This window comes from Sphingobacterium sp. Lzh-3, assembly GCF_046764375.1.
In the GTDB taxonomy this organism is placed as follows: Bacteria; Bacteroidota; Bacteroidia; order Sphingobacteriales; family Sphingobacteriaceae; genus Sphingobacterium.
In genome coordinates, this window is the sequence record NZ_CP177226.1 from 2527360 (window position 1) to 2539800 (window position 12441).

Genomic DNA, 12441 nt, shown 5'->3' on the forward strand with positions numbered 1-12441 from the left:
CTTATTGCACTTGGATTGATTCTTCCCGAAGCATCTGTTTGAATTTAGGGTCTCGGATATAACGACTAAAATCATGGCTTGACATTCCTGTGAAATCAGTCATAGAAAAGATGCTGTAATTTTTCTTAAGGGCGTTATAACTTTCCTCTTTGTATCCAAGATCAGTTGGATTAAGTTTGTTCGATAAGAATCCAAAAAACTTCTTCAACATCTTGTCCGTTCCGTTGATAGTGATGTGTATTTTCTTGACTTGTGAGCTGAGATTTACAAATTTTTTTGTATTACTTACCGTATCCGTATATTGAAACTCGGAAAGTCCTATCGCTGGAGCCAGCATAATGCAGGTAATTCTATTTTTGTTTTCTAACAATGGCTTTGCCCGCTCGATATCAACATTGTGAACGTCTTTTGCTTGTGCTGAAAATGAGCTATTGTATTCAGGATTTGAAATAGCGCTCATAACCACAGATGCTCCACGACTATGTGATATGATGAAGACATCCTTATCGGCCATATTGTTCAGTATACGTCTTAATCCAAATTCACCGGCCATCTGGCTAAAAGAGGCCGCTGAAAACCAGTTTTTGGCGGAACGAAAAGGGGAGGTAGATCGTAGACCATCCCAATAAAATCGAATGATTTCATCGTTTTTAGGGTTTGTAACGATATGATCGGAAATATATTTATATTGTTTTACAACAGATTCTTCATCAGCATTAAAGCCATGGACTAAAATGAACACACGTTTTTTTGGAGCAATACGTTTTGACAGACGCAGCATGTTACTGCGTTCAAAAGCGAGTAATTGTTCACGGTCGCCTCTATCGGTGGCAATTTTCATAAGCGAATAGGGATCTCGGGCCGCTTTATTGGAAGGAATGCCATAGTTTTTCTTCCAATTGTCGGGGTAGAAATTACCATTTTGATCCACAAATGAGTACCACAGGTTAGGATCTACGCCGGTATTGGGGGAAGCCGAATCGGGAAGATTATGGATAAGGCCACACGAAGTGAACAAGCTGATAACGATGATAATATAGAAAAAATACCTTTTGTTCATATGATTTATTTCCTACTATTCCAGAATTTAATTTTTAACTAGGATCCAATGGCTGTTAAATTGGATATATTTTCACAAAAAAGCGATTTGTTCTAATATAGTCATTATTTTGGACAGCGAAAAGTAGGTTTGTATTTTGAACGCTTCATGTTTGCCGAAATTTAGCGGCACCAAGCTACAAATCACTTCTTTGTAATTAAATAAAGTTTGTTGCGTTGGTTGGTGAAAAGTTGAAAATTTAAAGCTGGATTTGCATAATAGTCATATGCATTAAATTGGTCGGTATTCTCAAAGGTTAGTGTGCCGATGTTTTTATTGTTGATGTCTACTTGAGACCAATGCCATTTTTCGTCCAGGTATAAGCTGTCTTTAAATCTTAAGGTGTCATTTTCGACAATAAGCTGTGAGAATAGGCAGCCTTGCCAAAGGTCTCCTTTTTCACATTTCCCCGTTTTGACGTCATGTCTATTGCGAACACGTTTGATTTTCTGATAATAAACTGATCTAATGTTAGGGGGAGTAGTATTCGTTACCCATTCATTCTTATCCCAGTGACCGAAAAGATCATTTACGGTACGGCCCTTAGATGAGCTTTGTGGGACTAAATTATTATCATCTGATATGTTTTCGTAGAATACATACCAGTTATCGTCTATAAAATAAGTTCGCTTCGTATAGCTTTTCGAATTGCTTTGATCGGAATGATAGATTTTCTCTGACAGCAGATAAATGGCTTTACTTTCAATATCATTTAGTTTTTGGCCTTGTTGATATGCGGGCCAGTTGAGGTTTGCGTTGAATACTTCAATTGTTTTTTTTGTAGTATCTCCGTTCAATGGCCAGCTGCGAAAGTAATGTTTGGAAACGTTGATCAAATACCCTTCAAATAAAACTTCTGAATCGTCATCCTTGTCCTGCTTAAAGGAGTATTCATCAATCTGATTGCCATCTTTATCCAGTTTATAGAATGTATGAATAACTGTTGATGGACTGTCAGTGTCGGTTACACCGGTTAAACAATGAATGATTAATTCATTGTTTTTAGTCAAAAACTGATCTATAGGGTGGTCACTTGCCTTGAAGAGTATGATTTCATGTTTCCCAAACTGGTTTTTTAGCTTGTTAATGTCATCATATTTGCTGTATTCATTTGGCAGTTTTGAGGAGTGGAAAAAGTTTTGAAGCCTAATATCGATATCAAAAATACCATTTGTATAAATAATAGTGCATGCGATCAGGGCACATCCCAGTAAGTAGTACTTCAAATTACGTGTATCCTTTACCAGCAAAAAGAAATGAAAAAATATCCAGCTCAGTACGCAAACAAAAGGTGAAAAAATAATATAACTCAACTTTTCACTGCTGCTTAGATCAAAAACGAAAAAACTGATGAGATATGCCGTCATAAAGATTAGGCATAATATAAAAGACTTCGATAACAGTTTCTTTTTGGCTTTCTTCGGTTCCTGATCTATCTGTTGCAATATCTTATAATTTAGTATACGCTATATCCGATCTAACGCTGGACCGATATAGGTGTAATTTAACTTTTTTCTTTAAGGTTTCAAATAATAGATTAAAATCGTTATTCCAGCAGCATGCATAGCGTTTCATTCATTTCTATTGGATCGTGGGAAAACTTCCTTAACTCCACCTTTTGTTAAAATAATGGAATTGTAGCCATCTGTTTTGTCTTCAACAAACTCGATCGTTCTGTCGTTGTCGTCTGCTCTGAAAAATTTTGTTTTAGACTCCGGAATGAGTTCAATATCCGCATCATTATAATAGAGTTTGCCACCAATTTTTAATATCCGTATTTTTCCATAATCACCCACATAGTTATTGTATATGGTCGTATCTATTTTGGCGCGATGATGTTTGTAGGGCATTTCTACTTCTTTACCAAAGGCAATTGCAGAAAGTCCATAACCTATGATATGGGAGGCTGAGCCGTTATTAGAAAGGACAGTGACAAAGAGTTTGTCTTCAGTAAATCGATTAAAAGAAGTCATAGTCCCAAAGAATCCGCCGTCATGTGCAATCAAATAATGTCCGTGATTATAAAATGGATTGATGATAAATCCATAGCCCCAATTTTCGGAGTTATATGGTGTAAACATTTTTTTCTTCATCGCCGCTGATAGGATCGATGTTCCATAAAGAGCTTGGTCCCAAATGGCTAGATCTTCAACGGTTGAATAAATACCGTCGTGACCTAGGTTAATCTCCCAGTTGATATAGGGGTTATGGATAAAACCTTGGTCATTATGATAATATACTTTTGCTTGTTTCGTTACGATGGATTCATTGTTACTAACTCCGGTGTTCTTCATCCCAGCTTTATCAAATATATTTTTCTTTAAAAAAGTAGCGTAATGCTCACCGGAGACTTTTTCAATAATCTTTGCTAACAAATAATAACCGATATTACTATAGGCGCTCTTTGCTCCCGGTGAGAATTCGAAAGGAATTTTCTTGATGGCGGCATAAGCAGAATCGCGACTTATGCTGCTTAATGCGATTTCTTTGAAACCCATAGCAAGTCCGGAGCTGTGTGACAGCAACATGTGGATGCTGATACTATCGGCTTTTGGATAATCGGGGAAAAATTTACTGAGTTTATCATTTAGGGATAACCGCCCATTGTCGACGAGCTGTAAAATCGCGGCTGCGGTAAATTGTTTTGTGACCGATGCCAACTGGAATTTAGTATCTAACGTGTTTTTTATATTCCATTCATAATCTGCCAAACCATAGGCTTTTTTTAATAAAATAGCGCCATTTTTCATGACAAGAACTGTTCCACTGAAATTATTTACATCAGCTTGTGCCTGCATATAGGCTGCAAGCTTAGCTGATGTTTTTTCTTGGGCTACAAGAAAAACTGGGCAAAGCATAAGTAGGATTAAAAGCTTCATAACGTATTGTATAAATAATTATGGAGCAATGTTACTGTTTAATAAAATAGTGTGATTGTATTTTTGTAAACCTGCTAAATAAAAATCCATTTTATCTGGCTCCGTTCGAGATTAGCTATTTTGGAAAAGAAAACTTTTGGCGTAAATCCTGTTAATTTTTTAAAATCTCTAATCATGTGGGATTGATCGAAATAATCCAGGTTATAAGACAGACCTATTTTGCTGCTATCTTCGAGGTGGCTTTGAATTGCAGCTCGAAATCTGATGATTTTTTTGAATTGAGAGGGTGTTTTACAGAGATGTTGATCAAATTGCTTATTTATGGTTGTTCTCGATCTTCTTGTTTTTAGCGAAAATTCTGACATCGATTGATTGACGTTGCGTGTATCTAACATTTCGGTCATTATGTTTTCGAGCAACGCATTTTCAAATGGCCAAAATTTTGATATCCAATAGTGTTCTAATGCCTTGATCCGCTCGTCCTGGTCATCTATGGACAGGATGGATCTCATAGCATCTTTATAATCCAGGTGTGGGTTAAAATCGGGAAATGTTCCGCTGTTATAATCGCTTAAATCATTGGGTATAAAAGCATTTATCCCAAGAGGTTTGAAGTAAGTGGTTATTTCATTTATTTTCCCCTCGTAACTCACTAAAACAGGTTCATTAAAATTGCATACAAGGTTTGTTTCTATCGAATTGGATGGACAATGCTTCGTAATCACCTTGTTTGGGCTTACCATCGTTTGGGTCTGCTCACTTATCGTCACAATGGTGTAAATACTCGGAAATGTAAAATATGCCGTCGCTTTTTCTGCGTCAGTTTTCTCAAGTATATAGAAGCATTCAATATATTTTTTTAGGAGTAAGCTCTCTGGTCTATATATTTTTATCGTCATCTCTTTTCTTCATATAAATAGGCTTTGTTCTTGCCTCATCCTTTTAAACTTGAACGTATTTGATAATCGATTTAAATATAGACAACCTTTATGATAATTTTCACCAAGCTTTATTTCTTAAAACACATATTTTTAGATTGAGGAAAGGATGAATCCGATAGAAATTAATTTTTATTGTAATTTAGTGGCTAATTAACCGTTTAATTAAAAAACAAAATGAACGATTTGAACCCGGAAGAGAATTACATCGCAATAAACAAACACTCGTGGAATAACAGAACGGATACGCATTTAAAATCAGATTTTTACAATCTAACAGGATTTTTAAAAGGGGAGACTTCGCTGAATTCAATTGAGTTAGCATTATTGGGTGATATCAGTGGGAAAAAAATATTACACTTACAATGTCATTTCGGACAGGATACAATTTCTTTGAGTAGACTTGGCGCAAAAGTTACTGGTGTTGACCTATCTGACAAGGCTATAGAAAGTGCGCGCGAAATTGCGAAAGATACGCATGCTGATGTGCAGTTTATCTGTTGTGATCTATATGAGCTTGAGAGTCATCTTGATGAACAATTTGATCTAGTCTTTACAAGTTACGGAACGATTACTTGGTTACCTGATTTAGATAAATGGGCGAAAATAATTTCACGTTTCTTGAAACCGAAAGGGAAGTTTATTTTTGTCGAGTTTCATCCAGTTGTTTGGATGTTCGATGACAATTTTGATAAAGTTGGTTATAATTATTTTAATATTGCTCCAATTGTTGAGACAGAGCAGGGAACCTATGCCGATAAAGATGCCGCTATTTCGCAGTCCTATGTCACCTGGAATCATAGTATGAGTGAGGTCGTTGGTGCTTTACTTCATAATGGGCTGAACATTCAAGACCTGAACGAATTTGACTATTCACCTTATCCTATTTTTAAACACATGACAGAGCTAGATCCTAAAAAATTCAGAATAGCCCATTTGGGAAATAAGATTCCGATGGTCTATGCTATTGTTGCGCGTAAAAGTGAATAAATAAAATTCTGGGAATCGACCTGGTACTTATTTCTTTTTCAAATAACGATTTATCATGGGGCTAAAATCTATTTTGGATGAAACCTGAATATGTTCTGTTAATACTGAGGCGGGAAATTCATCCAAAGTTTTGAAATTAATACAGCCTTTTTGAAACTTGGCCTTTGGTATTTTTAATTTTAGTTCTTCCATTAATTCGGGGTTAGTATAGATGACCAAGGAATGGAATGAAATATAATTCTTCGCGACTGTTAACCCGTATTTAAATACGCCTTGTTCACTAAAGCTGATTGCATTTGGGTTTGACATGAATTTTCCAAAGTTTTCCGAAACGGTATTGTCATTTTCTGATATTGCTTTCCGAAATTGACGAATTATTTGTTGCTCAGTGTCTGAAAGTGTATCAATATATTGATCTATTTCCATTAATTTTTTATTGTCCATAAAAGCTGTAGCTGTTCACTAAAAGTATTAAATTTTCTTTTATATCGATGTAGGTTGACATAAAAAGATCCGACAATTTATTTTCGATAGATTTTGATCTGTCTTTAAAATTTTACCCCTCTTTATTTGTGATTTTACCCCTTGTGGTTGATGGGTTATTTATAATTTAATGTTATTAATCAAATTATAAAATTCGTATTCGTCGGAATTAGAATACGTCTGTAAAAATTATAACAAATTATAAAACTAAAAACAACATTATGAGAAAATTTATGATGGCGATTTCTATTGGAGTCATTGGGCTACTGAGCTGCCAAAAATCCGTTCAACTAGATTCTCCGACATCGCTAAAAATAAAAGCGAAGGTGAATCTGGCAAGTATGGGCAATACTTACTACATAGATCCAAGCGGAAACGATGATAGCACAGGAATGAGCACAACTACAGCATGGAGAACATTGGCCAAAATTAATGCCTCGGTTTTTGGCCCCGGCGACCGTATCTTATTCAAGAGCGGAGGTGTATGGAATGACACTTTGCATATGAAAAATTCGGGAACGGCTGAAGCTCCCATTATCATAGATAAATATGGCGGTGATGTTCGTCCGATTATCAACGGCGGAGGAAAGAGGAATGGATCAAATGCGCTATACCTTAATAAAGTATCCTATTTTGAAGTAAATAACCTCGAACTGACGAATACAATCGCAAGCGGGACAAGTTATGCTGCCACGGGGATCCGCGTGATTGGAGGCAGTTCTGCAGGAACAGCAATCAGCAATGTCTCCATTAGAAATTGTTATGTCCATGACGTCAATGGTGCTATCGATGGACAGACCAATTATAACAAAAGTTCTGGCGGGATTATCTTAGACGGTAAAATATACGGGGCTTTGGTACAAAGTTGTCATGTCGCCAATTGTTCCGTTGAAGGGATAAGGACCACTGGCGATAGGGCTATGGCAGCAAGATCAAAAGATATTATTATCGATAACAATTTGATTGAATATATCTATGGCGACGGTATCGTTATGTCTGGCGTGACGGGAGGAAGTAAAATTACACACAATACGGTGTATAAGGCATGTATGAACACAGGCTCTGAAAATTATGCCGGTATTTGGACAATTGGCAGCTTGAATACGCTGGTGGCTTATAATGAGGTTTACGGTATGACAGGCGGAGGGGCCAACGATGGAGTCGCGTTCGATGCCGATGGCTATGATACCAATTCAGTAACCGATGGAGATATCTTCGAATACAATTATTCGCATGATAATAACGGCGGATTTATGCTTTTTATGAACCAGTCTAAGAATATTAAAGTCCGCTACAACGTTTCTGTCAACGATATCGGTACAACAAGGTTAAAGAAGCTCTTTTTGATCGAAAAAACAACATACGATTCCCGTGAGATTTATAATAATGTATTCTTTATCAAAAATCCGACCGCCAGCCTGTTTAACGTCATGAATGGCGTGAGTTCAGGAAAGCCTTATGCAACATTTTCAAATAATATTTTTTACACGACCTCGACCATTAGTAGTCTGTCTACCCAGGCCGATAACGGATTGAAGTTTAACAATAATTGTTTATTTCCGTCAAGTACATTTACATCATTGAACTGGGGAACTACAGTGCGGAACAACAATTTCTATGAAGATCCGGTATTTGTAAATCCAATTGGTGGAAACGGCCTTGACGCTGCAAAAGGTTATGATGTCGGTTCCGGTTCGGCTGCCCTTAATGCTGGTGTATTTATAAGTAACAATGGGGGTGAGGATTTTGCTGGAAATGCGCTGCCATTGGGTAATCCAGATGTTGGAGCGTTTCAGCATGTTGTTGTAGCCAATGCCGGAAGTTCTCTTGCCGATGCCTATGTCCGTAACGGTACCTATGCGGGTACAAATTATGGAACTACAGCTGATCTTGTCATCAAATCCGACGCTACATCTTACGCGCGTAAAGCATACGCTAAATTTGATATTGCGATGATTACTAAACCTAAAGTGAGTTCGGCAAAATTAAAAATGTATGTTGCAGGAGTGAATACAGCACCACAACGGACTATTAATATTTATACGACCTCCACGACATCATGGTTAGAAAATAGCATTAATTGGAACAATGCACCAATGGATACGGTACTTGTCGGTAAGATTTCTGTTTCAGGGATAGGTTTACAGACCATCGACGTCACCTCGGCCATTAACAGATTGCTTACCGGTACTGATCGTAAAGTATCCTTTCTATTTTTAAATACAGCTGCGGCTTCTTCTACAAATGATATGTCTTTTAGTAGCAGGGAAGCAACCGCCAATAAGCCAACGTTGGAACTGCTTTATTAACCCGGTACTTATTTCAGGCATAATTCTCTTGTATTTAGAATAACCGGATCAAAAAGCCGCAAGGAATACCAATTCTTTGCGGCTTTTGACTAGAGAGCGTAAAGGCCTGAAACTAATTCCTCATTGGAAGTTGTCGCTCGTGCGTCATACTATAGCCAGTTTTTAAAGTTAAATGGACATAAGGTGCTCACAAAAATTATTATTTCGTAAATTCATGCTATGAAGCATCCGATACACTATTTGGATAGCTTCGTCATACTAATAAAAGGAATGCATGAAAAGCACGAAACTAAATAAAGGTTTTATCTTCAAACAATATGAAGCGCCGTTTCAAACGCCTTTTGATAAATTATTTGACATTTTCAAAGAACTGATTACCCATACCTCAGGTGATTTTGATGAAGCCATTGACTGGCTTAGGCAATTGGATAAAGAGTTCAAACTGACGACTCCAGCCTATACGATAGATGATTTTATTGCGGATCTGAAGGATAAAGGTTATATCCGAGAAAAAGTGGAGTTTGGTGGTGAAGGTGGAGTAGATATTACCTCAAAGCTGGAGAAAGCCTTGCGTCAGCATGCCTTGGACCAAATTTTTGGGAAAATGAGGAAAGGGAAATCAGGCAATCATAAAACCAATCACCAGGGACGGAGTGACGAAAATATGGGCGATTTCAGAAATTATCATTACGGAGATGGCCTGGAGAAAATAGTTTTGACAGAGAGCTTGAAAAACGCACAGATCAATCATGGGATAGGCGAGTTTGCCTTATCAGAAAATGATCTCGTCGTAGAAGATACACAGTTTAAATCGCAGATGAGTACAGTGTTGATGATCGATATCAGCCATAGTATGATTTTATACGGGGAGGATCGGATCACTCCTGCAAAAAAAGTAGCGATGGCTTTATCGGAACTTATTTTGACCCGATATCCGAAAGATTCACTTGACGTTATTGTCTTCGGAAACGATGCATGGCCTATTGCGATAAAAGACCTGCCTTATTTGCAAGTTGGACCATTTCATACCAATACGGTCGCAGGCTTAAAGCTAGCGATGGACTTACTAAGGCGAAAACGGCATGCGAATAAGCAAATATTTATGATAACCGATGGGAAACCGAGCTGTTTAAATATGCCGGACGGTACTTATTATAAAAATCCTATGGGCTTGGATCCTTTTATCACTAGCAAGTGCTATAGTATGGCGGCGCAAGCCCGAAAGCTGGGAATACCAATTACAACCTTTATGATTGCTTCGGATCCTTATCTACAGCAATTTGTCGACGAGTTTACAGCTTCAAATCAAGGGAAGGCTTATTACACGGGACTTGGGGATCTAGGCGAAATGATTTTTGAGGATTACGAAGAAAATCGAAAAAAAAGAATACGATAAGAATATATGGATTACACGAAGATTACAACATTTGGTGCATTAAAAACTTCGGGTTATAAACCTAAAACAATAAAAGAAGAATTGCGTCAGAATCTGATTACAAAAATAAAGGCGGGCGAAACCGTGTTCAATGGAGTACATGGTTATGAAGATACCGTTATTCCAGAACTTGAAAGAGCAATTCTCTCCAAACACAACATTAATTTCTTGGGCCTTCGCGGTCAGGCGAAAACACGTTTGGCTAGGCTCATGGTCAACTTATTGGATGAATATGTGCCTGTGGTTCAGGGCTCAGAGATTAATGATGATCCGTTTAACCCCATATCGCGTTATGCGCTAGAACTTCTGAAGGAGAAAGGCGACGATACACCGATAAGCTGGCTTGGTCGAGGTGATCGTTTTGCAGAGAAGCTGGCCACACCAGATGTGACGGTCGCTGATTTGATCGGTGATGTAGATCCCATCAAAGCCGCAAATTTAAAACTGAGCTATGCAGACGATCGTGTGATTCATTTTGGTATGATTCCAAGGGCAAACCGTTCCATATTTGTCATTAACGAGCTGCCTGATCTTCAAGCTAGAATCCAAGTAGCTCTCTTCAATATATTGCAAGAGGGCGATATTCAGATCCGTGGTTTTAAGTTACGCTTACCGTTAGATGTACAATTTATATTTACTGCGAATCCGGAGGATTATACCAATAGAGGAAGTATTGTGACGCCGCTGAAAGATCGCATTGGATCGCAGATACTCACACATTACCCTGCATCGGTTGAGATAGCAAAGGCGATTACTGCGCAGGAGGCGAACTTAGAAGCGGCCCAAAAAGAGCAGATATACGTCCCTGAGCTGGCTAGGGAATTGATTGAGCAGATAAGTTTTGAAGCACGAAATAGTGAATATGTTGATGAAAAGAGTGGCGTGAGTGCGCGTATGAGTATTACCGCATTTCAGAACTTATTAAGTACCGCTGAATTGCGCATGCTCAGAAGTGGTGCGCAAGCAACAGCAGTGCGGCTGAGTGATTTTATGGGTATTGTGCCCGCGATAACAGGTAAAGTTGAGCTCGTTTATGAAGGCGAACAGGAAGGAGCGGATATCGTCGCAGTGCAGCTGATAGAAAACGCGATTAAAAACCTTTTTCCGATTTTATTCCCAAAAATTGAGAAACTGGAAAGAGAAAACGAGCGTTATCCCTACCATGATATTGTTCGTTGGTTTTCAGAATCAGAGGGGATCGAATTATCTGATGAACTCGACGATTTAGCGTATGAGCAGGTTTTGGATCAAGTGACGCCTATTCATGCGTTAATTCAGCAATACCAACCGGAAACGAAGTCTGAAGATCTCCACTTTCTGACCGAATTCGTATTATGGGGGCTCACCCTCAATAATAAATTAAGTAAATATAAACTGGGGACCGGCCTTCAGTTTCAAGACAACTTTCAGGGATATCTGAGAAATAATCTCTAACAGGAACTAGCAGCATAATGGGTAAGTTTATCGTGTAAACTTACCCATCTGCTTTTTAACAAGGTTTAATAAGGAAGGAAATTGAGTGCATAAACTATCTTTTCATTAAAATTAAGTCAATTGATAGACCGATAATAAAGATTGCTACGGTAAATGATACATATCCTAAAATATAAATTGCGAGTGCCTTTAAATAACTCGGTATTTTGTAGGGATCGAAAAATTGCCCAATAGCCCATACGCTATATAACATAGCGACAATGCTCGCCTGTACCATAACGCTCATATGGGTTACACCCTCAATTATTGCAAAAACGGTGTAGATCAACATCGTCATTCCCAAAATAAAACACAATAGGATAACAATTTCAAAAAGATTAAAACCATATTTTTTAAAAAATAGCTTCGCCCAGAAAGCGATAAACAATCCTATGATGATATTGACATATCCATAATGGCTTTGGATCCAGAGATATATCGAACCCGTTGTTGAATGTTGGGATTCGTAATAACTTACATATTTATCTTCAACATGGAAAATATGACTTACAATAGAATATATCAATGAAGTGATGATGATAAAAATAATGGGTTTTACTAATCGGCTTCGATTTTCAGCAATATACTTTCGTACATTTTTTCCAGGAGTGGTGATCAATTCACGAATCGTGTACAATATTCCGCGCTCGAAATGAAGGACATGTTCTATTTCGTGAACGATATAATGTGCATCAATTCTTTTAAGGACCGCTGGCTGTCCACATTTTGGACAGAAATTCAATGTTATATCAGTCCCACAGTTTTTGCAATTTGTCATGTTTATACTATGCTATAGGTAATAAATTTGTTAATATTTTAGGATTCTATCTTTGTC

Annotated in this window: 10 protein-coding genes; 4 read left to right on the forward strand and 6 right to left on the reverse strand. The window is 37.7% G+C overall.

Annotated features, from left to right (window positions below; translation table 11 throughout):
• Position 1 precedes the first annotated feature (1 nt).
• From ACLCDV_RS10330 to ACLCDV_RS10345, 4 genes are all read right to left on the reverse strand, one after another.
• Entirely contained in the window at positions 2-1060 is a 1059-nt protein-coding gene (locus ACLCDV_RS10330) for an alpha/beta hydrolase (protein WP_317667185.1), read from the reverse strand.
• 182 nt (positions 1061-1242) lie between these two features.
• Positions 1243-2466, reverse strand: a complete 1224-nt coding sequence (locus ACLCDV_RS10335; protein WP_411973613.1) for a hypothetical protein — start codon at positions 2464-2466, stop codon at positions 1243-1245.
• A gap of 204 nt (positions 2467-2670) precedes the next feature.
• The gene (locus ACLCDV_RS10340; RefSeq protein WP_411973614.1) at positions 2671-3978 is read right to left on the reverse strand and encodes a serine hydrolase domain-containing protein; all 1308 of its coding nucleotides are present in this window, start codon (positions 3976-3978) and stop codon (positions 2671-2673) included.
• Between the two features lie 74 nt (positions 3979-4052).
• Positions 4053-4877 (reverse strand): AraC family transcriptional regulator, encoded by an 825-nt coding sequence (locus tag ACLCDV_RS10345; RefSeq protein ID WP_317667182.1) that lies wholly within the window; start codon positions 4875-4877, stop codon positions 4053-4055.
• Positions 4878-5093: 216 nt separating this feature from the next.
• Between ACLCDV_RS10345 and ACLCDV_RS10350 the strand changes: the two genes are divergently transcribed.
• The gene (locus tag ACLCDV_RS10350) at positions 5094-5906 is read left to right on the forward strand and encodes a class I SAM-dependent methyltransferase (RefSeq protein ID WP_411973615.1); all 813 of its coding nucleotides are present in this window, start codon (positions 5094-5096) and stop codon (positions 5904-5906) included.
• 27 nt (positions 5907-5933) lie between these two features.
• Here ACLCDV_RS10350 and ACLCDV_RS10355 read toward each other — a convergent pair whose 3' ends face one another.
• Positions 5934-6350 (reverse strand): hypothetical protein, encoded by a 417-nt coding sequence (locus ACLCDV_RS10355; RefSeq protein WP_411973616.1) that lies wholly within the window; start codon positions 6348-6350, stop codon positions 5934-5936.
• Between the two features lie 260 nt (positions 6351-6610).
• On the opposite strand from ACLCDV_RS10355, the gene ACLCDV_RS10360 reads away from it, so the two are divergent.
• The 3 genes from ACLCDV_RS10360 (at position 6611) to ACLCDV_RS10370 (ending at position 11567) form a co-directional block, all read left to right on the forward strand.
• The gene (locus ACLCDV_RS10360) at positions 6611-8698 is read left to right on the forward strand and encodes a DNRLRE domain-containing protein (RefSeq protein ID WP_411973617.1); all 2088 of its coding nucleotides are present in this window, start codon (positions 6611-6613) and stop codon (positions 8696-8698) included.
• 274 nt (positions 8699-8972) lie between these two features.
• Positions 8973-10094 carry a vWA domain-containing protein gene (locus tag ACLCDV_RS10365; protein WP_411973618.1) on the forward strand — a complete coding sequence of 374 codons (1122 nt, stop codon included), beginning with the start codon at positions 8973-8975 and terminating at the stop codon, positions 10092-10094.
• Positions 10095-10100: 6 nt separating this feature from the next.
• Positions 10101-11567: a sigma 54-interacting transcriptional regulator gene (locus tag ACLCDV_RS10370; protein ID WP_411973619.1), complete on the forward strand. Its 1467-nt coding sequence runs from the start codon at positions 10101-10103 to the stop codon at positions 11565-11567.
• 94 nt (positions 11568-11661) lie between these two features.
• Here ACLCDV_RS10370 and ACLCDV_RS10375 read toward each other — a convergent pair whose 3' ends face one another.
• Entirely contained in the window at positions 11662-12384 is a 723-nt protein-coding gene (locus ACLCDV_RS10375; protein WP_317667176.1) for a DUF3667 domain-containing protein, read from the reverse strand.
• Between the last annotated feature and the right edge of the window lie 57 nt (positions 12385-12441).

Bases quoted from the DNA above. Each gene is read 5' to 3' on its own strand.
- ACLCDV_RS10340 (WP_411973614.1), bottom strand. From the start codon at position 3,978: ATGAAGCTTTTAATCCTACTTATGCTTTGCCCAGTTTTTCTTGTAGCC.
- ACLCDV_RS10365 (WP_411973618.1), top strand. From the start codon at position 8,973: ATGAAAAGCACGAAACTAAATAAAGGTTTTATCTTCAAACAATATGAA.
- ACLCDV_RS10335 (WP_411973613.1), bottom strand. From the start codon at position 2,466: ATGACGGCATATCTCATCAGTTTTTTCGTTTTTGATCTAAGCAGCAGT.
- ACLCDV_RS10360 (WP_411973617.1), top strand. From the start codon at position 6,611: ATGAGAAAATTTATGATGGCGATTTCTATTGGAGTCATTGGGCTACTG.
- ACLCDV_RS10370 (WP_411973619.1), top strand. From the start codon at position 10,101: ATGGATTACACGAAGATTACAACATTTGGTGCATTAAAAACTTCGGGT.
- ACLCDV_RS10355 (WP_411973616.1), bottom strand. From the start codon at position 6,350: ATGGACAATAAAAAATTAATGGAAATAGATCAATATATTGATACACTT.
- ACLCDV_RS10350 (WP_411973615.1), top strand. From the start codon at position 5,094: ATGAACGATTTGAACCCGGAAGAGAATTACATCGCAATAAACAAACAC.
- ACLCDV_RS10345 (WP_317667182.1), bottom strand. From the start codon at position 4,877: ATGACGATAAAAATATATAGACCAGAGAGCTTACTCCTAAAAAAATAT.
- ACLCDV_RS10375 (WP_317667176.1), bottom strand. From the start codon at position 12,384: ATGACAAATTGCAAAAACTGTGGGACTGATATAACATTGAATTTCTGT.
- ACLCDV_RS10330 (WP_317667185.1), bottom strand. From the start codon at position 1,060: ATGAACAAAAGGTATTTTTTCTATATTATCATCGTTATCAGCTTGTTC.